Raw genomic sequence first — 24,378 nt, forward strand, 5'->3', positions numbered from 1 at the left:
TTTATCTGTTGAAAGGCAAGTTTGGTTACTGTATTTCAATAACAGATTTTGAGTAAAGATATTTTTGTAACGGGAATAGTTATTAACCGGGATAGTAACAGGAAGTGCATAATGTCAACGAGATTGAACAAAAAAGTATGGTGGTCACGTTCTGTCCTGAAACGGCTTGTTGTGGGGCTGATAGCGGGGATGGGCCTATTTTTTACCGGTTATTTAACTGTGTTGATGTATGCACAAGGGGAATACCTGTTTGCTATGCTGACACTGGTATTACTGGGCAGTGGTATTTATATTTTTGTTAACAGCAGAGCTTATGCTTGGCGTTATACCTATCCGGGTATTGCCGGAATGGCTTTGTTTGTATTGTTTCCGCTTATTTGCACCATTGCGATTGCTTTTACAAATTATAGCAGTACTAACCAACTCACCCTTGAGCGGGCTAAGACAGTATTAATGAGTCGTCAATATCAGACAGGAGAAGCATTTGATTTCAAGCTTTATCCTGAAGCTGAACGGTGGGTTTTGGCATTGAGTATCCCGGATAGTTCTAAGATGTCCAGTTATAATATATTGGTATCAGAACCTTTTTCTTTATCTGAATCTGAAAAGGAAGAGATGATTCTGCCATTGCATGAACGAACGGTTGGTTTCGAACGTAGTGCTGCTACATTACGTACTATCACTCAGAACCGACAGATATTAGGGAAAATTGTGGTGATTTTGCCTGATGGCAGTAAGTTACGTATGAGTTCTCTACGGCAATTTTCTGGTATACATGCACTTTATACTCTGAGTGAAGATGGTAACGCTCTAACCAACAATCAAACTGGTGTGCAATACCGACCAAATATGGAGACAGGCTTCTATCAATCCATTAATGCCAAAGGGGAATGGGGGCAAGAAACGTTGAGTCCCGGTTTTACTGTTTCTATTGGGTGGAAAAACTTCTTGCGGGTGATACAGGATGAAGGGATTCAAAAACCTTTTCTCTCCATTTTTGTCTGGACGGTGATCTTTTCCCTGTTGACAGTAATGTTGACTGTGGCGCTAGGTATGATCCTGGCGTGTATTGTACAGTGGGAAGCACTCAAAGGCAGGGCAATCTACCGAGTATTACTTATCTTACCGTATGCTGTACCTTCCTTTATTTCTATCCTTATCTTCAAGGGGTTATTTAATCAAAGTTTTGGCGAAATTAACCTGCTGCTTAATGGGTTATTTGGTCTGAAACCGGATTGGTTTACTGATCCGACTCTGACCAGAACCATGCTGATTATCGTCAATACATGGTTGGGTTATCCCTATATGATGATCCTGTGTATGGGATTGCTGAAAGCGATTCCTGATGATCTGTATGAATCATCCGCAATGGATGGTGCAGGACCGTTACAGAATTTCTTCTATATCACGTTTCCTTTGTTAATTAAGCCCCTGACGCCATTGATGATTGCCAGCTTTGCTTTTAACTTCAACAATTTTGTCCTGATCCAATTACTCACTAAAGGTGGACCAGATCGTATTGGCACAACAACACCTGCGGGTTATACCGACCTCTTAGTCAGCTATACCTATCGTATTGCGTTTGAAGGTGGTGGAGGACAGGATTTTGGATTAGCGGCGGCGATAGCAACGTTAATTTTCCTGCTGGTGGGCGCCTTAGCAATCATTAACCTGAAAACCACACGTATTAAATTTGACTAAGGAGATGACAACATGGCGATGGTGCAACCTAAATCGCAACGGTGGCGAGTATGGGCAACACATATATTCATGCTGACTTTTATCGCTTTGATTTTATTTCCATTACTGATGGTTATTGCTATTTCCTTACGGCCGGGAAATTTTGCTACAGGGAGTCTTATTCCGGATACGATTTCCTGGGAACACTGGAAATTGGCACTTGGCATTAGTGTAGAATCCGCTGATGGGCGAGTTACATCTCCACCATTTCCGGTGATGTTATGGCTATGGAATTCTGTAAAAGTCGCATTTATTACTGCCACGGGTATTGTTGCACTATCAACAACATGTGCTTATGCCTTTGCTCGTATGCGTTTTCGTGGCAAAAGTACCTTGTTGAAAGGAATGTTGATTTTTCAAATGTTCCCTGCTGTTTTGTCATTGGTAGCACTATATGCTCTGTTTGATCGACTAGGAGAATATATTCCTTTTATCGGGTTGAATACCCATGGCAGCGTGATCTTTGCTTATATGGGGGGAATTGCTCTGCATGTGTGGACGATAAAAGGTTATTTTGAAACGTTAGACCGTTCTTTAGAAGAAGCGGCTATGTTGGATGGGGCGACATCGTGGCAAGTTTTTCGTTTGATACTTTTGCCTCTTTCTGTACCAATACTGGCAGTTGTATTTATTCTGTCTTTTATTGGGGTGATTACTGAAGTGCCAGTGGCGTCACTATTGTTAAGTGATGTGGACAATTACACATTAGCTGTGGGGATGCAGCAATATCTTCATCCACAAAATTACCTTTGGGGGGATTTTGCAGCGGCTGCCGTACTTTCTGCTGTGCCTATCACAGTGGTTTTCTTACTTGCTCAGCGCTGGTTGGTGGGAGGATTAACAGCGGGTGGAGTGAAGGGGTGACTATCTGATTTGAAAGTCAACCAAAGTAAAGAGAATTTAAGTTGGAACTTCGTACCGCAATTATTCCGGTACGAAGTTTAATACTAAATAATTGCGGAGAATTTCAGACCAGAAGCGTGGACCACACGAATAATGGTATGGTTGTGCTTATATTTAGCAAAATCTGCCGTAAGCCCGCCCTAGTACAAGTATTTATTCAACAGATTCCGAAATCGTCCTTCTGTGCTTATTCACTGTTTCCAGCAAGTGATTTACACGCTCATCTTTGAAAATAGTTTCCAATGTAACAGCTAATTTACGTCTCCAGTTCGGGTATTCCCTGGTTGTGCCGGGAACATTGACAGGGTGTTCCATATCTAACCAATCTTCGGGCTGTAAGCCTAATAAAGCGCTGGTACTGCTGGCGAGATAATAGTGTATGTCATGATTAATGGAGATTGATATCTGTGATGATGATGCCTCTTGCTGCAATCGAATTGGCATATTTGTTATGAACGATGATTCAGAAAGATAGCCAGAGCGGTGTAAACCTGCCAATAGCTTTTGCTTACAATGTTCGCGTTCATCATATAACTCAGCAAGTAGCGTGTTATCTGGATATAAGCCGATTGATTCCCCCAGTTTCAGATCGCCACTTTGCCAAAACCCGCGTAATGTTGGTAAATCATGGGTGGTGATAGTCGCCATAGCTTGTATGGTATATGCATCAGGTGACTTAAATTCTCCTTGTCCGTCGCGCTCGAAATAAAATACCTTGTAAGAGTAGACACCACGGTCGCGTAATTTCCCGACAATCTCTTCTGGTACAATCCCTAAATCTTCACCTATCACCATGCAACAGTGGCGTTGACTTTCCAGTGCTAGTATTGCCAGCAGATCATCAACGGGATAGTGAACATAAACTCCGTGGGCTGCACTTTCTCCTTGTGGGATCCACCAAAGCCTGAGCAGTGCCATCACATGATCAATTCGTAATGCACCGCAATGACGCATATTGCTACGTAGTAATTCAATAAAAGGCTGGTAGTGTTGGGTCTGTAACACGTGAGGATTCATCGGTGGAAGTCCCCAGTCCTGCCCTAGTGGCCCCAAAATATCCGGTGGTGCACCAATGGATGCTTCAGTGCAATAAAGCTCTCGGTTCTCCCAGGTTTCTGAACCGCCTTGCGCCACACCGACAGCCAGATCACGGTAAATACCAATTGGCATAGAACTGTTTTGGCTTTCACTAAAACAGTCAGCTAACTGACTGTCAGCTATCCATTGTAGCCAAAGAAAAAATTCCACTTCCTGTGAGTGGGTATGACAAAATTCCTGAACGGTATCACTATCTGGATCACGATATTTTTCTGGCCAGGCGGGCCAACCCCAATAAGCATGGTTTTCACTGTACAGTTTACAGAGCAGGGCATCATAGACAGCCTGTGAATACAGGCTCTTACCACCTTGAGTAATAAATTGCCGGAAAGCGATGTAAAGGGGATCTGCATCAATTCGGGTATTGAATTGCTGATAAGCCAAACGTAACGCCGTCATTTTTAATGCCATTACGGTGGAATAATCAACCCATTCTGTTTGGCGGGCATGCTGAAGTTTGTGCTGAGTTTCCGGTGACTGCCACCATATTTGAGCTTCGATACAGGATTTGAAGTCTTCTACCTGATTTACATCAATGTAAATGACATTAAGCCAATGGCGGGATGAAGGACTATAAGGGCTGGCGTTTTCAGGCATGGCCGGATACATTGCATGTAGCGGATTCAGGCCGATAAAAGCCCCTCCGCGTTGTGCCAGTTCTCGCAACATCTGTTTTAAATCACCAAAATCACCGATTCCCCAGTTATTTTCTGAACGCAGAGTATAGAGTTGAACACAGGCTCCCCAAAGTTTATGGCCTTTCTTCAAGGGCTTTGGTTCATAACAGCGTTCTGGTGTGACAATGATCTGCATCGTGTGATGTTGTGCATCGTTTTTTTGCTCTGATATAGGTGTCAAAATAAGAGTGTGGTAACCCAGAGGCAAAGAGGTCGGCAATGTAATCTGATATTGGCAACTTCCATGTAAATCTTCTCCTTGTTCTGTCTGTATCTGCCATTGATATGGTATTGAGCTATCCAAAGACAAAGTAAATGCTTTTCCCTGCATCAATACTTTCACTGTGGGTAAAGACAGAACAGATAGGTCAGAAACCGGTCTTTTGACCGGTGTATTTGTCCCCATAGCTTGTAAAATCCGATGCCTTATTTGAGCAGGAATAGCCTGTGGTTTCCCATAAGCATTAATATATTCAGTGGCAATACCAGCCTCTGTTGCCAAATCATCAAGGCATTTATTTTCCATGACGGATCCTTATTTCGACTGCCAGATACGCTGTTGATAATCTTGAATAGTTCGGTCAGAGCTGAATTTTCCCATACGGGCAGTATTAAGGATCGCGCTCTGTGTCCAACCGTGGGTATTACGATATAGAGCGTCGATCCGCTGCTGAGCAACGCAGTAATCAGCAAAATCTGCCAGTACCAAATAAGGGTCACCGCCATCAATCAGGCTATGCAGCATTAAAGCAAATGCTTGTGTATCTCCATGACTGAATTCACCGTTGGCAAGCGAATCGAGGATGTCTTGTAGGTGACTGTTTTGTTGGAGAATGCTTTGTGGATTGTAGCCATTTTTCAGTAATGCTTTTGCTTCCTCTACTGTATGCCCGAAGATAAAAATATTATCGTTACCAACTTGTTCGGCTATTTCGACATTCGCACCATCCAGTGTGCCGATAGTTAGCGCTCCATTTAAGGCGAGTTTCATATTACCTGTGCCGGAGGCCTCTTTTCCTGCTGTAGAGATCTGTTCTGATACATCGGCGGCAGGGATCATTAATTCAGCTTTAGAAACATTGTAATCGGGAATAAAGACAATCTTTAGGCGATCTCGTACGATCGGATCATGGTTGATCTTTTCGGCTGCGTGGTTGATGGCTGAGATAATATTTTTTGCCAGATAGTAGCCGGGGGCGGCTTTAGCACCGAACAGGAAAACTCGTGGGTGAATATCCAACGCCGGGTTTTCCTGAATTTGTCGATAAAGTGAGAGGATATGCAGCAGATTCAAATGCTGGCGTTTGTATTCATGCAGTCGTTTGATTTGTACATCGAAAATGGCATGGGGATCGAGTTTAAGCCCCATCACTTTATTAACGTAGTTGGACAAGCGGATTTTATTATCCTGTTTTACCCCCCGATAAGCTTCATGGAAAGCCGCATCATTGGCATAGGGTTCGAGTTTTTTTAACGCGGTAATATCGTTGAACCATTCGTGTCCTAATGTCTGATCAATCAATGAGGAAAGTGCTGGATTGCACTGTTTTAGCCAGCGACGTGGTGTAACGCCATTGGTTACATTATGGAATTTTGCCGGCCACAATTGATGATATTCAGGGAATAGGTCTGTCACAATCAAAGATGAATGCAGTGCTGCCACTCCATTGACTGCAAAACAGGCTACAACACAGAGATTAGCCATCCTCACCTGATGGTCATGGATAACAGCCAGTTTTTCCCATATTTTTTGATTGCCTGGCCAGTTTTGTTCCACTGTTTCACGGAAACGACGGTTTATTTCCTGAATGATACGGTGGTGGCGCGGCAGTAATTCACTGACCAGATGTTCATCCCAACGTTCTAAGCCTTCTGGTAATAGGGTGTGGTTGGTATAAGCGAAGGTCTTCCCAGTAATGGCCCATGCAGTGTCCCAATCCAATTGGTGTTCATCAATCAGAAGACGCATCATCTCAGGAATGGCAATGGTTGGGTGGGTATCATTGAGCTGGATAACTTCGTACTGCGGTAACTCTTGTATTTTGCGGTCAGCTTGTTGATGACGGCGTAGAATATCAGCCACAGCACAGGCGCACTGGAAATACTGTTGCATCAGACGAAGGCGTTTTCCGGCCTGATGATTATCATTCGGATAGAGGACTTTGGTCAGGCTGGTGGCTTCAATGCCTTGTTGCTCAGCATGCAGGAACTGCCCATCATTAAACAGTGATAAATCAAAGGGGTTATCGTGAGTTGCCAGCCACAGACGCAGGGGTTGTATAACACCATTATCATAACCAATCACAGGTAGATCCCATGCTTCTCCTGTCAGCGTAAAATCAGGTAGCCAGGTTTCACGACCTTCTGTTGTTATGACAATTTTACCGCCGAAACTGACGTTAACTTTCAACTGTATATTGTGGTAAAACCACGGATAGGTATTGCGTTCCCAATCATCAGGAGTTTCAATTTGTAGCCCCTGTTCGAAAGATTGCCGGAACAGACCATATTGATAATTGAGTCCGTAGCCTATTGCTGGTTGCTTAAGGGTTGCCATCGAATCAAGAAAACAAGCTGCCAGACGCCCTAATCCACCATTACCCAAAGCAGGATCGACTTCTTCTTCCAGTACATCACTTAATACCACGCCATATTCGGCTAAATAAGTCTGAACATCATCATACCAGCCAAGGTTAAGCAAATTGTTAGCAGTCAAACGGCCGATGAGAAATTCCATCGAAATGTAGTTTACGTGTCGTTGATTGCCTTTTGAGTTATCGACGTGGTTTGGATTATCAATTTGATGATTACTGCTTTGACGATAAGTAGGCAGTAATTCCAAAAGAGTGGTACTGATAGCTTGCCACCACTGATGTGTTGTCATTTTCTGTGCTGAATCAAGGCCAAAGCGTTGCCATTGACGGGTAAGCGCAGCCTGAAATACGGCTTTATCGAGTTTGGGCTGTTTCATGGAGTCTTCATCCTGAGGAAAAGATAGAGATTATTTAGCCTGATATGCTGAAGGCTCAGTAGGCAAGACACATCATCCTGTAAGGATATTCACGGGGATGAGTATCAGGGCGTAGCTATTTTTTCGGATGCTTTCGCAATTCTATTGGGAACAAGAAACGTTTCAGATAAAGAATGTGACAAGGCGCAACTTAACACAATGAAATCAATCAACCTAATTGCAAAAGGCGGGCGTTTCTCTAAATTTGGTTGTTCATTAGCAAATGTTACTGATTTTGATTGCTTAATAACATCGAACAAAGTTTCAGGAATCAGTTTTACTCGTTATTTGTGAGGGGAGGAAATCATGCTTATCCCGTCGAAACTTAGTCGCCCCTTTCGCCTCAATAATATGGTTATGCGTGAGCGCCTGTTAAAACAGCTTAATGAAGCACAGAATTATCGATTGGTGCTGATAACCAGTCCGGCAGGGTATGGTAAAACCACGTTAATGTCACAATGGGCTGCCGGACAGGATAATCTGGGGTGGTATTCTCTGGATGATAGTGATAATCAGCCGGAACGTTTTGCCAGCTATCTGATTGCTGCTATCCAACAGGCGACACAGGGGCATTGTGTTAAAAGTGAAGTATTAGCGCAAAAACATCAATATGCCAATTTATCTGCTCTGTTTGCACAATTGTTTATTGAACTGAATGAATGGAAACAGCCACTGTTTCTGGTGATCGATGATTATCATCTGATCGTGAATAAGCTTATCCATGAAGCCATGCGTTTTTTTCTACGCCATCAGCCGGAAAACCTGACGTTGATTATCCTTTCCCGTCATTTACCGTCATTGGGCGTTGCCAACTTACGTGTGCGCGAGCAATTGTTGGAATTCGACAGTCAGCAGTTAGCTTTTAATGATCAGGAAGCTCAGCAATTTTTTGATAAACGGCTGACCAGACCATTAGAAGCTGATCATTGCAGACAGTTATGTCACGACGTGGGAGGGTGGGCGACGGCGTTGCAGTTAATTGCTCTTTCTGCTCGTCAGGCAGGTAATACAGCAGAAATGTCGGCAAAACGTCTCTCAGGAATTAATGCCTGCCATTTGTCAGATTATCTTGTGGACGAAGTTTTGAACCGCGTTGATCAGGAAACACGGGAGTTTTTGCTGCGTAGTTCTATCCTGCGTTCGATGAATGATGGTTTGATTGTCTGTCTGACAAGAATGGAAAATGGTCAGCAACGCCTTGAAGATATTGAACGTCAAGGGTTGTTTATCCAGCGCATGGATGATTCTGGAGAGTGGTTTTGTTTTCATCCCTTGTTTGCTTCATTCCTTCGCCAACGTTGTCAGTGGGAAATGGCAGCGGATTTACCGGAGTTGCATCGTGCGGCGGCAGAAGGCTGGTTGATGCAGGGGTATCCGGGAGAAGCGGTTCATCATGCTTTGGCGACAGCAGATACGAAGTTGTTATGTGGTATTTTGCTACAACATGCATGGGAGTTGTTTAACCACAGCCAGTTATCGCTACTGGAAGAGTGCATGAATGCTTTGCCACATGAGCAGCTATTGGAAAATCCGCGTTTGGTGCTGTTACAGGCATGGCTGGCGCAGAGTCAGTATCGGCATTATGAAGTCAATGCGTTATTGAATCAGGCAGAGCGATCTTTGGAGCAAAAAGAGATAAAGGTTGAGGCTGAATTACTGGGAGAGTTTGACGCATTGCGTGCTCAGGTCGCGATTAATGACGGCAGACCGGATGATGCCGATTTACTGGCTGAAAAAGCGTTGGCAAGTCTGCTGCCTGATAATGAATATGGCCGTATTGTCGCGATGTCAGTGAAAGGGGAGGTATTGCACTGTAAAGGTGAGTTGTCTCGTGCATTAACGTTGATGAAGCAGACAGAACTGCTTGCCCGCCACTGCCATGTTTACCACTATGCTTTATGGGCATTATTGCAACAAAGTGAAATTTTACTGGCTCAGGGATATTTGCAGGCCGCCTATGAGACTCAAAATAATGCTTTTGACTTGATCCGTGAACAGCATTTGGAACAGTTACCCATGCACGAGTTTCTGCTGCGTATTCGTTCACAGCTTTTGTGGTGTTGGGCGCGTATTGATGAATCGGAGGAATCGGCACGTCGTGGTTTAGATGTGTTGTCTAACTTTCAGCCTCAGCAGCAATTACAGTGTCTGACTCAACTGGCGAAATGCTCTTTGATTCGTGGCGATATTGATAATGCCCGCCGTCATTTATCCCGGTGTGAGAATCTGCTCAATAATGGGCATTATCACCGTGACTGGCGAACCAATACTGATAAATTGCGGGTCATTATCTGGCAACATCTGGAGGATAATGTTTCAGTGGCACAATGGCTGGTTCAGGCAGAAAAACCTGACAGCTTCAGTAACCATTTCAACCAGAACCAGTGGCGTAATATTGCCCGTGCTCAGATCTTGCTTGGTCAGTATGAAGAAGCAGAAGCCATTTTGGAAACGCTGAATGAATATGCTTTAAAGTTGGAATTGGTCAGCGATCTGAATCGCAATTTATTGTTATGCAATTTACTTTACTGGCAGCTTGAGCGTAAGGTTGAAGCACAACAAGTGCTAATGGAAGCCTTGCATTTGGCTAATCGCACGGGGTTTATCAGTCATTTTGTGCTTGAAGGTGAGTTAATGGCTCAGCAATTGCGCCAGCTCATTCAACTCAATATCTTGCCTGAATTTGAGCAACATCGGGCGCAGCGTATCCTGCGGGAAATCAATCGCCAGAATCGGCATAAATTTGCTCACTTTGATGAAACGTTTGTTGAGCAGCTCCTTACTCATCCTGATGTCCCTGAACTTATTCGTAATAGCCCATTAACTCAACGTGAATGGCAAGTATTGGGGTTAATTTATTCTGGTTACAGTAATGAGCAGATTGCTGTTGAACTGGAAGTGGCGGCGACGACAATTAAAACTCATATTCGCAATCTGTATCAAAAAATGGGTATTACCCATCGTCAGGAAGCTATTCAGCAAGCACAGTATTTAATGCAAATGATGGGATTAGGAATCTGATCATTTTTTCCCAATGTGATATTACTGTTAAGAACATAAATAAATATGAATAAATAAAAATATAACTTAAAAATATAAAATAATTTTTAAAACTATTTAATCTTTTTTATGGGCTTCTTGTGATCGACATTACATTTGAAAGAGGTCTAATCTTATTCTCCATAGTTGGCGTGTTTTTGTTAAATATAACTAATGATGGAGAGTGATTATGGAAAATAACTATCACCTTAAAGAAGATCACCTTAAAGAGAATCATTTCGAAGAAATGCTTTCTCGTTATGTCGGTCATGGCCCGTATTTGGTCATTGATGGTGAAAAATATATTGATGCGGCATCGGGAACGTTTAATTTACCGCTTGGTTACACCAATCACAGGATCGCTGAAAAATTAAAGCAGCAGATTGATAGATGCACACATTTGAGTTCTGCCTATACACGAGAAATGTCACAGTATATTTTGAATAAGTTGGTTAAACATACCCCAAAAGGTATAGACAGTATTTGGTTACGGGATGTTTCTGGCTCTGGTGCTGTGGAGTGTGCCATTCGTATTGCTCAAAAAGCGACAGGCCGTTCTGGTATCGTTTCTTTCTTTCTGGCCCATCATGGTCAGTCTCTTGCTACGGCGCAGGTTTCTGGCAATGCGTTCCGGCTTAAAAATTTTCATATCAATATCGAAGGTTCCATAAAAATTCCAGCTCCGAGTAGTGTCATGGCTGAACCCCCAGATGAAGCAACACAGTATATCGATTTGGAACAGTTCATTCAGTTGGGCTCAAGCGACAATATTGCATGTCTGATTATTGAACCGATTCAGGGGAATGGCGGGAATATTGTTTTCCCCGTGGAGTTCTATCGCAAGATCCGGGAGATTTGCCACCAGCATGGCATTATTATTATTGCAGATGAAGTTCAGACAGGGTTTGGGCGTACTGGTACTTTCTTTGCTTCTACTGGTTATGCCAAAGAACTAGAACCAGATATTATCGCCTTTGCCAAAGGCGCAGGCGGCATTGGCATCCCAACTGGCGGTGTGCTTATGCGTAGTTCATTGGATGTATTGGAATCATTCGAGCATTCAAGCACTTCCGGCGCTAATCCGTTGTCTTTGGTCGCGCTTAACGAAATCATCGATATTATTGAAGATGAACATATCTTAGAAAATGTACGTCAGAACGAAACCTTCCTGCGTAACGGATTGCTGGATTTACAACATAAATATCCTGAAATTACCGGAGTCAGGGGCATTGGGTATATGTTTGGTTTTGATACGCCAAGTCCAGAGTTTGCAGCCAGGGCGATTGCGGTTGCCAACTACCATAAACTTATCCTGCGTGGTTCCCGGTATGGTAAGGGGCGGGCACTCAAGGTACGTCCTCCTTTGATTTGTACACAAGTGCACTTGAACGAAATACTCCATAAATTGGATCTGACTTTTGCTGAGCTGACGGTTTCTGCCCAGGGACACAGGGAGGTTGCATAATGAAAGCGCTTAAATTTAATCAAGTATGGGATATTCAAGTCCAGGACGTTGAGCCGTTGCACTGTATTGAACCGGATGATGTGGTGGTGAATATCGCTGTATGCGGGATATGCGGAACTGATGTAGGCATTATCACTGGTTCTTACCCTGTTGCAGTACCGGGAACGACATTGGGTCATGAAACGGCAGGCGTTGTGGCACAGGTGGGTAGTGGAGTGACGCGCTTTCAACTTGGTGATCGTGTAGTCATTAACCCGACATACTCTTGCGGGTGTTGCAGAATGTGTCAGACAGGCAACCCAAATCATTGCGAGAAGAAAATGGGTACAGAAGCGGGTGTTTCCTATGATGGCGCATTTGCGGAGCAGTATCTGGCAAAAGAGGGTTCACTGATTAAATTGGAACCTCATGTCAGTATGGAAGCGGCTTCATTGACAGAACCATTAAGTTGTACATTGACTGGCGTGGATAAATTGGGGATTACCCACACTAATATTCGTGCAGTAGTCGCAGGCGCAGGGCCGATGGGGATGTTGTACCTTTGGGCGTTGCATGAGCGAGGCGTTAAGGCGTTCATGATTGAGAAAAACCCGAATCGTATACAGTTTGCCCGCCAGAATTTACCTGCGGAATGCCGATTATATACTGATTTTGATGAAGCGCTGACACAGGAATACGGTGATAAATCCGCATTAATAGACCTGTGTGTAGATACTACCGGGCAACTGACAGAGTATATTTTCGGTCATTTGGCACCGGGAGGTAAATTGTTGAATGTTGCTTTAAAAGACAAACATGCCAATCTCGATATCTTAAAAATTGCGGATAAAAGCCTTTCTGTGATTGGTTCTATTGATTCCCTGAACAACAGTTTTGAACGGGCTTACACCATGATCCGTGATGGTGTGATCCCGGCAGATCGCTTGATTAGTCATGTTTTTGCTTTTGATGATTATCAGCAGGCATTTCTGACTGTTGGTTGTGATGTTGCAGGCAAGGCTCAAATACCGCTTGGCACGCCAAACTGTAAGGTGTTAATCCGTGTGGCTGATTTGAAGTAATCGATAAGTATTGGAATAGTGATGATGGATAAATTCAATGTCATTTTTGATATCGACGGGGTCATTGTTGATAGTGAACAGCTACATTTTGATGTGCTGTGTGAACTGGCACCTGAACAGACACGCGATATTCAGCCACAACAACTGATCGGCCTGAGTCTGGCAGAAACACTGAATGTGATTGGTGTTCCATCACAAGTACAGCAAAGCATTACCAACAAGATTATCTCGGTTTATCAAGATAAATTATCTACACATTACCTGCGACCAGGCATTTCCGGCTTGCTAACAGCCTTACAGCAAAATGGAGTTGCTTTTGGCTTTGTTTCGACCGCTCCACGCGAAGTGTGTTTGGCCAATCTTGGGTTGTTGGGCCTGGCGGAAGAACCAGCGTTGATTTCTGGTGATGATGTTGAACAAACCAAGCCTTTTCCCGATCCCTATCTGGCTATGCTTAAATTGAAAAGAATGGAGGTTCGGCAGACTTTAGTCATTGAAGATACTGATTTGGGAATTATGGCAGCAAAACAAGCGGGAATTCCACAAATATATGCCTGGCCTCATGCCTTGTCAGTAATGGAACAGTATAAGCAGGCAACGCGTGTTATTAAGAGACTGGCAGATATTCCCCAATTTGCAGGGCTAATCTCAATATAATTCAAAAAGATTTTTCAGCCAGTATGATTTGGGTTTTATATCCCAAGCTAATGCCCTTTGTAAAAAATTGAGAAGGGCATTGTTTGAATAAGGGTAATTTTTATCAGGCTTGTGTATTTGTAAGACAACGTTGCATAAGCGGAAATTGATGGAGGAAGCGGGTGTCTGGGGAATATACGATTACTTTGGTTAAACAGCCTATTATGGCGACAAAAATCTCTTTTTTTATTGCAGGCTTCAGTATGGCGAGTTGGGCTCCTCTGATCCCATTAGTTAAAGAGCGACTATTCTTGGATGATGGTGCAATGGGGTTGCTGATGTTGGCATTTGGCATTGGCTCTTTCATTATGATGCCAGTTGCAGGAATGTTGGCCGCCCGATTTGGTTGCCGGAAAGTTTTTGCTTTCTTCACATTACTGGCCATTTTGATGTTGCCGGGATTAAGTATCCTACCTACTCCCGCAGTTCTGGCTTGTGCACTATTTTTATTTGGGGCAGGGATTGGGGCGATGGATGTCTCGGCCAATATCCACGCAGTTAATATTGAAAAAAGAGTACAGAGTCCTGTGATGTCAGGTTTTCATGCTTTGTTCAGTTTAGGGGGAATATCCGGGGCTGGTTCGGTGAGTTTGTTGCTGTTTATGGGAATATCCCCATTTTTAGTAATGGTCGCTGTGACATTATTGATTATCCTGTTGCTGTTTCCGGTATGGAATGGATTGCTGGATGATGCAGAAGCCGGAGATACCCCGTTTTTTGCTTTGCCGCGTGGTATTGTGATCCTGATAGGTTTTCTCTGCTTTGTTGTTTATCTGATGGAAGGTTCCATGCTGGATTGGAGTGGGATTTTATTAAGCAGTGTTCATAGCATAGATAGTCATCAGGCGGGATTGGGTTATACCCTGTTTGCCATTACCATGACATGCGGTCGATTTTTCGGAGACAGGATGATTGCCGCCTGCGGGTATCGGCAGGTTTTTTTGGCAAGCGCCATTTTGGCGACATCAGGGTTTATCCTGATTTATCTGGCATCCGGTGTCATTGCATTGGCGGTGGCATTCCTGATGATCGGCGCTGGTTTGTCCAATCTGGCTCCGATGTTTTTTACCGCATCGGGACGGCAAAAAGTGATGCCTGACTCTCTGGCTGTTTCTGCTGTCTCTACAATGGGATATTCAGGTATTTTGCTTGGGCCTGCGATTATTGGTGGTTTAGCCCATCAGATAACATTGCACAGCGCGTTTGGTTGTATCGCTTTGTTATCTCTTTCATTATTGGCGGGATATTGGTTAATTGCACCCGACCGAAAATAACAGAGGAAATATTGATGAATTTGTTGCACTGCCATTGGCTTAATGAACCCGTTTCGTGGAAGCATCAAGATGATGAATTGCATGTGGTGACTGATAATCAAACAGATTTTTGGCGGGATACTTGGTACGGCTTCCAACGCCATAGTGGACATGTTTTTGGTGGTTATGTAGAGGCTGCTTTTATCGAAGAAGGGTTCACTTTTCAGCTCTGCATTGAAGGGCGTTTTGAGCAGTTATACGATCAGGCCGGTATTATGTTGCTGGTGGATGAGCACCACTGGTTGAAAGCGGGTATTGAGCATTCTGATGGGCAGTCAACAATTGGCAGTGTACTGACAGCTCCTTGCTCTGATTGGGCAATGGGGGTTTTTCCGGGTGACCCTGATAGATACTGGCTGCGTCTGACCTATCAGGAGGGTGCTATCCGCTTGCAATATTCCACTGATGGTAAGCGATGGCCATTGTTGCGGTTAGCTCCTTTTAATATCAGTAATCACACTGAACAGCAGGTATTTGTTGGGGCTATGTGTTGTTCACCGGAACGTGAAGGATTACAGGTGAAATTCTCTGATTTCAAATTGACGTCATCATTGAACAAAGCTCTGCATGATTTGAGTTAGAAACTATTCTATCGGGTTGTGTGTTTTATGCACAGACTTTATTGAAGTGATGGCTTGTATGATTGCAAACCGATCCGATGAAATCCCGTTTTTAAATAAATAGTTAGATGATACCCCTCATCCAATGTGGATGAGGGGTATCATTTTATTTTTTTATCCATGCCTGCCCAAATAACTATCCCAATCCTTCCAGACTGGTTGCAATCCAGCTTTCACCAAAGCACCTGCAACCTGTTCAACAGAACGATGATCGTTTGGAGAAAACTGCTCCAGCTCGTGATGGTCATTATCGACATAACCACCTGGTTGGGTTTTGGAGCCGGCACTGACACTATTTATTGCCAATGGCACGACGTGATCGCGGAAATACGGGGATTCACGTGTGGAGAGGGAAAGCTCTACATCTGGTGCCAGCAGGCGGAATGCACAGATCAATTGTACCAGTTCGGCCTCATTCATCAGAGAAGCGGGTTCAATGCCTCCAGCACAGGGACGCAGGCGTGGAAAAGAGATGGAATATCGGCTTTTCCAGAATTCTTTTTGCAGGAAGAGCAGATGTTCTGCCACCATATAACAATCTGTGCGCCAGTTATAGGATAAACCGATTAACGCGCCCAAACCGATTTTGTCGATACCTGCTCGTCCGAGTCGTTCAGGGGTTTCCAGTCGCCAATGGAAATCCTGTTTTTTCCCTTTGAGATGATGCAATTGATAACTTGGTTCATGATAGGTTTCCTGATAGACCAGTACGCCATCCAATCCTAGTGTTTTTAGTTCTGCATATTCCTCTTGTGCCAATGGTTGCACTTCCATTGTGACAGAGCTGAAGTAACGGTGTATTAAGGGAAGATAACGGCGAAAATAATCCATGCCGACCTTTTTCTGATGTTCCCCGGTTACCAGCAGGATATGCTTAAACCCTAGTTTTTTGATGGCCTGACATTCAGCTTCAATTTCCTGTTCATTGAGCGTCTTACGTTTGATGTGGTTACTCATAGAAAAACCACAATAAGTGCAGTCGTTGGCGCACAGGTTGGAAAGGTAAAGTGGGATGTAAAATCCCACGGTATGACCAAATCGTTGACGGGTTAATTGCTGTGCCCGTTGCGCCAACGGTTCAAGGTAAAACTGCGCTGCGGGGGAGAGCAGTGCCATAAAATCATCCAATGTCAGATGTTCGCTGTTTAGGGCATGTTCGACATCTTGTCTGGTTTTACTGTTGATATGTAGCGTGATGTCATCCCAATCCAACTGTTGCCAGCGTTGACGAAAGGTAGCTTCTGTCAATCGATTACGGGTCGCTGTGTTACTGGGTAATGTGTTAACTGTCATAACACCCCCAGAAAATCGGTCAGTGGGCTGGAGGCTTCTGCATGGGATTTCTGGCTTGCCATACCGGCCTGATGAGCAAGTTCACCTGCCTCAATGGCTGCTTTAAATGCTTGCGCCATTTTGACCGGATTATGAGCAACGGCGATGGCAGTATTGACCAAGACGGCATCGGCTCCCATTTCAATGGCTGCCAGTGCATGGCTTGGTGCGCCAATACCCGCGTCCACGACGACAGGAACATGGGATTGTTCGATGATGATTTGCAGAAAATCACGGGTGAGCAAGCCCTTGTTTGAACCAATAGGAGCGCCTAATGGCATTACAGCAGCACAGCCTGCTTCTTCCAGGCGACGGCACAGAACCGGATCTGCGCCGCAATAAGGCAGGACAATAAAGCCTTCTTTGACTAACTGCTCTGCACCTTTCAGTGTTTCTACCGGATCAGGCAACAGGTATTTTACGTCAGGGTGAATTTCCAGTTTGATCCAGTTGGTGTCCAGTGCTTCCCGTGCAAGACGGGCGGCAAACACGGCTTCTTCTGCGGTTTTTGCCCCAGAGGTATTAGGCAGGAGTTTGACGCCTGACGCTTGTAATGGTGCGAGAATACCATCATCGTTGCCATGCAGATCGATACGTTTCATGGCCATTGTGACTAACTGGCTACCGGAAGCACGGATAGTTTCCATCATTAATCCGGCATTGGCGAATTTACCTGTTCCTGTAAACAGGCGGGAGTGAAAGGGAGTATCAGCGATTTTTAACATGATTAACCTCCGGCATTAGCCACCAGCAATGGCCTGAAACAGCAGGATATTGTCCCCGTCATTAATCAGGTGAGTATCCCATGCTGAGCGCGGGATAATAGTCTGATTAATAGCTAACGCAGTGCCCGGTTGGGTACGCTGTATATGTTTCAGTAACTGTTGTACCGTCATAGGCTTATTCACAGGAGCGGGCAGTGTGACTGTTTGATCATTGACGATAATATTCATGCGATTTTTTTTCCTGAAACTGTTTTATCTATAAAAGATAATGTTCCGCAGATTGGGCATTGCGGTGATGCAGTTAGCTGTAATGTGCTCCAGCTTTGTTGCCTGCCATCAAACAGCCGCAGTTTTCCACTCAGATGAGAAGGAAGACCGGACAGCATTTTGATTGCTTCCAGCGCTTGCAGTGTACCGATAACACCGACGACTGGCCCCAGAACACCAGCAGTTCGACAATTACGTTGCGGTTCTTCTTGATCGGGATAGAGACAGGCATAACAGCCATGTGGGTAAGGGGGCTCAAACACCATCAGTTGCCCGCTGAACCCCACAGCACTGCCACTGATAAGGGGGGTATTAGTTTCAACACAGACAGCATTAATTGCGTGTCGGGTTGCCATATTGTCACAACAGTCCAATATCAGATCGACTTGCCGGGCAAGATTTGTCAGTGACGTTTTATCTTGTCGCTCGCTAATAACGGTGAAATTGACAAGGGGATTTAAATCGGCCAATTGTTCTGCCGCCAGAGCCGCTTTTCCGGCGGAAATATCTGCCGTGCGATAGAGGATTTGGCGTTGCAGGTTAGAGACATGTAGTTTGTCATCATCTGAAAGATAGAGGTGCCCTATTCCTGCTGCGGCGAGATAAAGTGCTGCGGGGGAGCCTAATCCCCCCATTCCAACAATCAATACCTTGCTTGCTTTTAATTTTTCTTGTCCATCAGGACCGATGTCTTCCAGTAACAATTGGCGGCTGTACCGCATAAATTCTTGATCGCTCAACATAAGAGCCTCCGATCATTTCTCTCAACGATCCCTTCAACCATTATTCCTTCAACCAAATGAAGCAATCTGGATGTTGCCTGTCGCCAGTCTTTGGCTTTAGTGATGGCACTGACCATCGCCACACCCCCGACACCTGTTGCGATCACATCCGGTACACGTTCCAGTGAGATACCGCCGATGGCAACGGTAGGAAATTCTGGCGTGGTCTCTACCTGATGTTTCAGTGCGATAAGCCCCTGTGGCGCTGATGGCATCTCTTTGGTCGTGGTCGGGAAAATATGGCCCAGTGCGATATAAGATGGACGCAGAGCTTTTGCCCGTGCTAATTCCTGTTCATTATGGGTGGAAATACCCAGACGAAGTCCGGCCTGTTGAATGGACTGAAGATCGGCGATATCCAAATCTTCTTGCCCCAGATGTACGCCATAGGCACGGTGTTTGATTGCCAGACGCCAGTAATCGTTGATGAACAGACGAGCGTTGTATTGATTCCCCAGTGTAATGGCTTGCCGGATATCGTTCTCCACTTGCTCTTCGGACATATCTTTGATGCGCAATTGCAGAGTTCTGATACCCGCTTCCAGTAATCGTTCAATCCACATCAGGGAATCCACAACGGGATATAGCCCCAGCCGATGTTCAGTCGGAGCAAAGGATATTGTTTTAAGCTGATTTGACATCGTTGATATCCTCGGCACGGTGATACAGTTCACTGCCATGAGCACGGAATTCTTCGGACATCTGTTCCATGCCAGCTTCTTGCTCTAGTTTTGCAGCATAATCTCGCACATCTTGCGTGATCTTCATTGAACAGAATTTTGGCCCACACATTGAGCAGAAGTGAGCAACCTTACCGGATTCTTGTGGTAAAGTTTCATCGTGGTAAGCGCGGGCAGTTTCAGGATCAAGCGCCAGATTAAATTGATCTTCCCAACGGAATTCAAAACGAGCTTTTGACATGGCGTTATCGCGGATTTGTGCACCGGGATGACCTTTAGCAAGATCTGCAGCATGAGCGGCGATTTTGTAGGTGATCAGCCCCTGCTTCACATCTTCTTTGTTTGGCAGGCCGAGATGCTCTTTAGGCGTGACATAACACAGCATGGCACAGCCGAACCAACCGATCATTGCTGCGCCAATACCAGAGGTGAAATGGTCATAACCCGGTGCGATATCCGTTGTCAGTGGTCCCAAAGTATAGAATGGTGCTTCGTGGCAGTGCTCCAGTTCTTCTGTCATATTGCGGCGAATTAACTGCATTGGAATATGCCCCGGCCCTTCTATCATCACCTGAACATCATATTCCCAGGCGATTGTGGTCAGTTCACCGAGGGTATGCAGTTCGGCAAATTGAGCTTCATCATTAGCATCCTGAATAGAGCCGGGGCGTAATCCGTCCCCCAAAGAGAGGGAAATGTCGTAGGTCGCACAAATTTCACAAATTTCACGAAAGTGGGTATAGAGAAAGTTTTCCTGATGATGGGAAAGGCACCATTTCGCCATAATTGAACCACCACGGGAAACAATGCCTGTCAGGCGCTTGGCGGTCATAGGAACGTAACGCAGCAATACCCCCGCGTGGATGGTGAAATAATCCACGCCTTGTTCGGCTTGCTCCAGTAACGTATCGCGGAACATTTCCCATGTCAGGCTTTCCGCAATGCCATTGACTTTTTCCAGTGCCTGATAAATAGGCACTGTGCCGATGGGTACTGGGCTGTTACGTAGTATCCATTCACGGGTTTCGTGGATATAGCGTCCGGTGGAGAGATCCATCACCGTGTCAGCCCCCCAACGGGTAGACCAAATCAATTTTTCGACTTCTTCTTCAATAGAGGAAGTGACGGAGGAATTACCGATATTGGCATTAACTTTCACCAGAAAGTTACGCCCGATAATCATCGGTTCAGATTCTGGATGATTAATATTAGCAGGAATAATCGCACGGCCAGATGCGACTTCTTGACGGACAAATTCAGGGGTGATGTTATCCGGCAAGTTTGCGCCGAAACTTTGTCCTGCATGTTGTTGAAGCAGAATGTCACCACGGATACGCTCACGTCCCATATTTTCACGCAGTGCAATAAATTCCATTTCTGGTGTGATAATGCCTTGGCGTGCATAGTGCAATTGAGTCACGCGCTTGCCCTGTTTGGCTTTCAATGGCTGAGAACGATGTTTGAAGCGCAGGTGATCCAGTCCGGCATCTGCAAGACGCTGTTGAGTAAAGTCAGAACTGCGTCTTGCAACAGGTTCAGTATCATTGCGCTCTTCAATCCATGGTTGGCGGATTTTCTGCAAACCCGTTTTTACGTCCAGTATGGCTTCTGGATCACCATAAGGGCCGGAGGTGTCATAAACAGGTACGGGTTCATTCTCCTCAAATTGAGGATCCTCTTTCGTTCCGCCAATCAGTGTGGGAGATAACTGAATTTCCCGCATGGGAACCTGAATATCTTCGCGTGATCCTGCCAGATAAATACGGTTTGAATTGGGAAATGTCACACCTTGAATCGAACTGATAAATTCCTGTGCTGCATCTCGTTGGGCTTTACGTGGCCGTGCTGGATGAGCTTTAGGTGAGATATTGGTTGCAGGGATAATGTCAGCGGTAGAGGTAACGCTGTTGTTATTAATCGCATTAGACATAGCAAATTCCTGACTGTGTTATCGCCTGTCTCATTGCGCAAATAAACATGACGCTCAGAGAGGGCTTAAGTTGAGAAAATTGCTTGTCTGGAGCTCGCAGGGAGTAATGGTTGATTGCTGAATTACGTCATCCAAACAGATTTGTTTGTACAACAACTTATTTGTACAACAATAAAGAAGAACATATCAGCGGAGTGATTACTCTTGTTCCCTTCGCGGGTATTAGCCCGATCAGGTTCTGCGGATCCCGAATAAACGGTCTCAGCCTGTGTTCACCGTGATACAGGTGAACGCTAGGCACTCCGACAAGAAAACACCCAGAGTATAAAGGGGATTCTGAAAACTGCAACCAGAAAGCGATAACCTTAAAGTCAGAATCCTTTGTGTGAAGCTGGCCATCCGGGATTAGATTCGTGGGATTAGGTACTACGATGAGTCTGAACCCCCTTTTTTCCGTTAAAAGACCTTGTGCCAACTGCCCTTTTCTCAAAGAAAATGGTTGAGTAAATTTAATTTTGGTTAACTTAATAAATTAATAACGCTTACCCGCCCCGAAAAGCGGGTAAGGGAACAACAAGAAGAGAGTATTATTGCAGGGAAAGAAGTTCTTCACGGCTCAGGCCAGTGCTTGCCATGACCAGTTCAATACTGACGCCATTCTTTAAGAGAGTACGGGCAATATCAATTGATGCCTCTTTTTTACCTTCCAATCTGCCTTCCAATCTGCCTTCCAATTTACCTTCCAATCTGCCTTTATCCTGTAATCGTTGTGCAATATTCACAATTACCTCCTGATGACTATCTGCCTGTTCAGTCAGTTGCTGGATCACCTGTTCAAAATGGGGAGAATCCATCGTAACAAACAGGTAATTAAGGATAGTAACAACATCACTGTCACTATTGTAGTTCTGTTTGAGGGCGTGAGCTAATAACGTAGTCACAGCTTTAAACCCCTCGCGCAAATTCTTATGTTTCATCGCCAGTTCCATCACGGCGATTTTACGATGATTAACCAATTCGTCATCATCAATAACAGTCACATCGACTAGCGGAAATGAGTTGAAATACATCTCCTCCGCCAGTTTTGGCAATGAAAAACATTGCGTCCAGACCTGCTGGAAAGGATAAGGGCTGGCATCGCCATGATAAAACAAAACGGGCACAACCAGCGGCAATTCTTTATTGCCCTGTTGCAAATGCTGATTCATTGCCATAAATGCATAGTGCATCATGCGGTGTGGGGATCGCCTTTTTATTCTTCATATTTTTTTATTAAAAATGATTCTCGCACCCAGTGTATAGTACATTTGTAAAAAACTAATTTTTCACGTAGTTAGATCCGTAAATTAAGTGCGTGACGCTAAAGCCCAATTCAATTGTTTCCAACCATGAGCTTTTGCTGCCGCCCGCAATTGTCTATCTGGATTAACGGTAAAGACTTCGCTGGCAAATCGGCACATCGGTAAGTCATTCGCAGAGTCTGTATAAAAATAGATATGTTGTGGCGATAAATTCTGCTCTGCCAGCCACTGTTGTAAACGGGCAACTTTTCCTTCCCGGAAAGTAGGGATGCCCTGAATATCTCCGGTATAACAACCATCTTTCATTACCATATCAATCCCCATTGCTGTTTGTACTCCAAATGCCGTCGCGATTTTCTTAACGACAAAAGAAACAGTGGCAGAAATGATGATGACAGGAATGTTTTGATGGCGGTAGATATCTAATTGTTTTTTGGCGGCAGGATAGAAGACAGGTTTGATTTTGGTTTCCACAAAATCGGTCAGCCAGATATCTATTTGCTCATGAGGAATTTGGCTGAGTGCCTGCAAGTTGGTCGCCAGATATTCTTGCATATTCAGTTTTCCTGCACAGTAATCCGATATCATTTTCTGGTCAGCTTCTATAAAGTGCGGGTCAGTAATGATGCCTTTTTCCCATAAATAATGAGTCCAGAACTGGCTGGAATCTCCACAAATCAGGGTATCATCCAGATCAAATATGGCAACCTGTTGTGACATAGTTATTATTCCTTAATTTAGGATACCTATTGATACCTTCTTATTATTGATTGAAAGAAAATTAAACACTTTATCTGCATTAAAGAACATTCAGAAACGTAATTAATATAACAGATTGCAGACAAAATACGATGAAGAGGAGTATGCTGTACTTATATTGATTTTTTATAACATTTAATTAACATTTTAATGTGGTTATAACTTAATTTGGCTATAACACAAAATACGATGCAACACATGATGGAATTGATGATGCAAAAAAAATTGACAGGTATAGAACGAGGCTGGTGGATTGTCAGTCTGGAAAACAGGCTATGGCTACCACAAGGAGAATTGCCATTAGGGACAGCCAGTCAGTGGTCATTGCAAGGCTATGTAGCTTACGCTATCGGTGAATGGTTGGGAGAAACTGTTTGGTTGATACGTCATAAGATGGAAGCAGATATGTCTTCTCCTCGTCGGGTTGCAGAGCAAGATCCCAGGTTATTTCAATTGGCAGGACGTGGAATCCAATTGGCTGAGTTCTATCGTTCACATCATTACTGTGGTTATTGTGGCCAAGAAATGCAACAGAGTCAGCATGAATGGGCCTGTTTGTGCCGGCACTGTGATGAACATTATTATCCGCAAATTGCGCCTTGCATTATTGTCGGCATTCGTCGTGGTGATCACATTCTGCTGGCACAGCATCAGCGTCATCGTAACGGTATTCATACGGTACTTGCCGGGTTTGTTGAAGTGGGAGAAACACTGGAAGAAGCTGTGCATCGTGAAGTGATGGAAGAGAGTGGGATAAAAATCCGTAACTTGCGTTATGTTGCTTCTCAGCCGTGGCCTTTCCCAAATTCATTGATGATGGGATTTCTGGCGGATTATGATAGCGGTGAAATTGAACATGACCCTGTCGAACTTATCAGCGCAGATTGGTATCGTTATGATGAGCTCCCTCTGATCCCTACGTCTGACACGATTGCCCGCCGTTTGATTGAGGAAACGGTTGCATTATGTCGTCAGTAATG

At 44.5% G+C, this 24,378-nt stretch carries 18 protein-coding genes, 1 pseudogene and 1 riboswitch; of the genes and pseudogenes, 9 read left to right on the forward strand and 10 right to left on the reverse strand.

Features of this window, described 5'->3' with window-relative positions; translation table 11 throughout:
- Positions 1 to 111: 111 nt before the first annotated feature.
- Entirely contained in the window at positions 112 to 1,701 is a 1,590-nt protein-coding gene (malF, locus tag Xind_RS02060) for a maltose ABC transporter permease MalF (protein ID WP_187649368.1), read from the forward strand.
- 12 nt (positions 1,702 to 1,713) lie between these two features.
- Positions 1,714 to 2,604, forward strand: coding sequence for a maltose ABC transporter permease MalG (malG, locus tag Xind_RS02065; protein WP_047684929.1), 891 nt, complete (start codon positions 1,714 to 1,716; stop codon positions 2,602 to 2,604).
- A gap of 192 nt (positions 2,605 to 2,796) precedes the next feature.
- On the opposite strand, the gene malQ is transcribed toward malG, so the two are convergent.
- Both malQ and malP read right to left on the reverse strand, forming a co-directional pair.
- Complete coding sequence (malQ, locus tag Xind_RS02070) at positions 2,797 to 4,944, reverse strand: 4-alpha-glucanotransferase (RefSeq protein WP_187649369.1); 2,148 nt, start codon at positions 4,942 to 4,944, stop codon at positions 2,797 to 2,799.
- Between the two features lie 9 nt (positions 4,945 to 4,953).
- On the reverse strand, positions 4,954 to 7,389 hold the full coding sequence (malP, locus tag Xind_RS02075) for a maltodextrin phosphorylase (RefSeq protein WP_047684923.1): 2,436 nt from the start codon (positions 7,387 to 7,389) through the stop codon (positions 4,954 to 4,956).
- Between the two features lie 345 nt (positions 7,390 to 7,734).
- On the opposite strand from malP, the gene malT reads away from it, so the two are divergent.
- From malT to Xind_RS02105, 6 genes are all read left to right on the forward strand, one after another.
- Positions 7,735 to 10,449 carry an HTH-type transcriptional regulator MalT gene (gene malT / locus Xind_RS02080; protein ID WP_187649370.1) on the forward strand — a complete coding sequence of 905 codons (2,715 nt, stop codon included), beginning with the start codon at positions 7,735 to 7,737 and terminating at the stop codon, positions 10,447 to 10,449.
- A 208-nt stretch (positions 10,450 to 10,657) separates the two neighbouring features.
- Positions 10,658 to 11,932: a class-III pyridoxal-phosphate-dependent aminotransferase gene (locus Xind_RS02085; RefSeq protein ID WP_052189741.1), complete on the forward strand. Its 1,275-nt coding sequence runs from the start codon at positions 10,658 to 10,660 to the stop codon at positions 11,930 to 11,932.
- On the forward strand, positions 11,932 to 12,993 hold the full coding sequence (locus Xind_RS02090; RefSeq protein ID WP_047684917.1) for a zinc-dependent alcohol dehydrogenase: 1,062 nt from the start codon (positions 11,932 to 11,934) through the stop codon (positions 12,991 to 12,993). Before Xind_RS02085 ends, Xind_RS02090 begins: the two co-directional genes overlap by 1 nt.
- A gap of 24 nt (positions 12,994 to 13,017) precedes the next feature.
- Positions 13,018 to 13,650, forward strand: a complete 633-nt coding sequence (locus Xind_RS02095) for an HAD family hydrolase (protein WP_047684976.1) — start codon at positions 13,018 to 13,020, stop codon at positions 13,648 to 13,650.
- A gap of 203 nt (positions 13,651 to 13,853) precedes the next feature.
- Entirely contained in the window at positions 13,854 to 14,963 is a 1,110-nt protein-coding gene (locus Xind_RS02100; RefSeq protein ID WP_187649452.1) for an MFS transporter, read from the forward strand.
- 14 nt (positions 14,964 to 14,977) lie between these two features.
- Positions 14,978 to 15,583: a DUF1349 domain-containing protein gene (locus tag Xind_RS02105; RefSeq protein ID WP_047684913.1), complete on the forward strand. Its 606-nt coding sequence runs from the start codon at positions 14,978 to 14,980 to the stop codon at positions 15,581 to 15,583.
- A 153-nt stretch (positions 15,584 to 15,736) separates the two neighbouring features.
- Here Xind_RS02105 and thiH read toward each other — a convergent pair whose 3' ends face one another.
- From thiH to Xind_RS02145, 8 genes and pseudogenes are all read right to left on the reverse strand, one after another.
- Complete coding sequence (gene thiH / locus Xind_RS02110; RefSeq protein ID WP_187649371.1) at positions 15,737 to 16,915, reverse strand: 2-iminoacetate synthase ThiH; 1,179 nt, start codon at positions 16,913 to 16,915, stop codon at positions 15,737 to 15,739.
- Entirely contained in the window at positions 16,912 to 17,679 is a 768-nt protein-coding gene (locus tag Xind_RS02115) for a thiazole synthase (RefSeq protein ID WP_047684910.1), read from the reverse strand. Before Xind_RS02115 ends, thiH begins: the two co-directional genes overlap by 4 nt.
- 15 nt (positions 17,680 to 17,694) lie before the next feature.
- Positions 17,695 to 17,907 carry a sulfur carrier protein ThiS gene (gene thiS / locus Xind_RS02120; RefSeq protein ID WP_047684907.1) on the reverse strand — a complete coding sequence of 71 codons (213 nt, stop codon included), beginning with the start codon at positions 17,905 to 17,907 and terminating at the stop codon, positions 17,695 to 17,697.
- Complete coding sequence (locus Xind_RS02125; protein ID WP_187649372.1) at positions 17,904 to 18,689, reverse strand: HesA/MoeB/ThiF family protein; 786 nt, start codon at positions 18,687 to 18,689, stop codon at positions 17,904 to 17,906. Before Xind_RS02125 ends, thiS begins: the two co-directional genes overlap by 4 nt.
- Positions 18,683 to 19,369 (reverse strand): thiamine phosphate synthase, encoded by a 687-nt coding sequence (gene thiE / locus Xind_RS02130; protein WP_187649373.1) that lies wholly within the window; start codon positions 19,367 to 19,369, stop codon positions 18,683 to 18,685. The genes Xind_RS02125 and thiE overlap by 7 nt, the downstream gene beginning before the upstream one ends.
- On the reverse strand, positions 19,353 to 21,338 hold the full coding sequence (gene thiC / locus Xind_RS02135; protein WP_187649374.1) for a phosphomethylpyrimidine synthase ThiC: 1,986 nt from the start codon (positions 21,336 to 21,338) through the stop codon (positions 19,353 to 19,355). Before thiC ends, thiE begins: the two co-directional genes overlap by 17 nt.
- A 191-nt stretch (positions 21,339 to 21,529) precedes the next feature.
- Positions 21,530 to 21,653, reverse strand: a riboswitch (TPP riboswitch).
- Positions 21,654 to 21,925: 272 nt separating this feature from the next.
- A pseudogene (locus Xind_RS02140) lies at positions 21,926 to 22,573 on the reverse strand (Rpn family recombination-promoting nuclease/putative transposase); the annotation flags it as partial.
- 111 nt (positions 22,574 to 22,684) lie between these two features.
- Entirely contained in the window at positions 22,685 to 23,359 is a 675-nt protein-coding gene (locus tag Xind_RS02145) for an HAD family hydrolase (protein ID WP_047684898.1), read from the reverse strand.
- Positions 23,360 to 23,611: 252 nt separating this feature from the next.
- Here Xind_RS02145 and nudC point away from each other — a divergent pair, with 252 nt between their 5' ends.
- On the forward strand, positions 23,612 to 24,376 hold the full coding sequence (gene nudC, locus Xind_RS02150) for an NAD(+) diphosphatase (RefSeq protein ID WP_047684895.1): 765 nt from the start codon (positions 23,612 to 23,614) through the stop codon (positions 24,374 to 24,376).
- Positions 24,377 to 24,378: the final 2 nt, after the last annotated feature.

Origin of the sequence: Xenorhabdus indica (assembly GCF_014467235.1) — a bacterium.
Classification (GTDB): Bacteria; Pseudomonadota; Gammaproteobacteria; order Enterobacterales; family Enterobacteriaceae; genus Xenorhabdus; species Xenorhabdus indica.

Excerpts from the sequence above, each read along its gene's own strand:
- thiE (WP_187649373.1), bottom strand. The coding sequence starts at position 19,369 with ATGTCAAATCAGCTTAAAACAATATCCTTTGCTCCGACTGAACATCGG.
- malP (WP_047684923.1), bottom strand. The coding sequence starts at position 7,389 with ATGAAACAGCCCAAACTCGATAAAGCCGTATTTCAGGCTGCGCTTACC.
- malQ (WP_187649369.1), bottom strand. The coding sequence starts at position 4,944 with ATGGAAAATAAATGCCTTGATGATTTGGCAACAGAGGCTGGTATTGCC.
- Xind_RS02090 (WP_047684917.1), top strand. The coding sequence starts at position 11,932 with ATGAAAGCGCTTAAATTTAATCAAGTATGGGATATTCAAGTCCAGGAC.
- Xind_RS02145 (WP_047684898.1), bottom strand. The coding sequence starts at position 23,359 with ATGTCACAACAGGTTGCCATATTTGATCTGGATGATACCCTGATTTGT.
- nudC (WP_047684895.1), top strand. The coding sequence starts at position 23,612 with ATGCAAAAAAAATTGACAGGTATAGAACGAGGCTGGTGGATTGTCAGT.
- malT (WP_187649370.1), top strand. The coding sequence starts at position 7,735 with ATGCTTATCCCGTCGAAACTTAGTCGCCCCTTTCGCCTCAATAATATG.
- Xind_RS02105 (WP_047684913.1), top strand. The coding sequence starts at position 14,978 with ATGAATTTGTTGCACTGCCATTGGCTTAATGAACCCGTTTCGTGGAAG.
- malF (WP_187649368.1), top strand. The coding sequence starts at position 112 with ATGTCAACGAGATTGAACAAAAAAGTATGGTGGTCACGTTCTGTCCTG.
- thiC (WP_187649374.1), bottom strand. The coding sequence starts at position 21,338 with ATGTCTAATGCGATTAATAACAACAGCGTTACCTCTACCGCTGACATT.
- Xind_RS02095 (WP_047684976.1), top strand. The coding sequence starts at position 13,018 with ATGGATAAATTCAATGTCATTTTTGATATCGACGGGGTCATTGTTGAT.
- Xind_RS02115 (WP_047684910.1), bottom strand. The coding sequence starts at position 17,679 with ATGTTAAAAATCGCTGATACTCCCTTTCACTCCCGCCTGTTTACAGGA.
- Xind_RS02085 (WP_052189741.1), top strand. The coding sequence starts at position 10,658 with ATGGAAAATAACTATCACCTTAAAGAAGATCACCTTAAAGAGAATCAT.
- thiS (WP_047684907.1), bottom strand. The coding sequence starts at position 17,907 with ATGAATATTATCGTCAATGATCAAACAGTCACACTGCCCGCTCCTGTG.
- thiH (WP_187649371.1), bottom strand. The coding sequence starts at position 16,915 with ATGACAGTTAACACATTACCCAGTAACACAGCGACCCGTAATCGATTG.
- malG (WP_047684929.1), top strand. The coding sequence starts at position 1,714 with ATGGCGATGGTGCAACCTAAATCGCAACGGTGGCGAGTATGGGCAACA.
- Xind_RS02125 (WP_187649372.1), bottom strand. The coding sequence starts at position 18,689 with ATGTTGAGCGATCAAGAATTTATGCGGTACAGCCGCCAATTGTTACTG.
- Xind_RS02100 (WP_187649452.1), top strand. The coding sequence starts at position 13,854 with ATGGCGACAAAAATCTCTTTTTTTATTGCAGGCTTCAGTATGGCGAGT.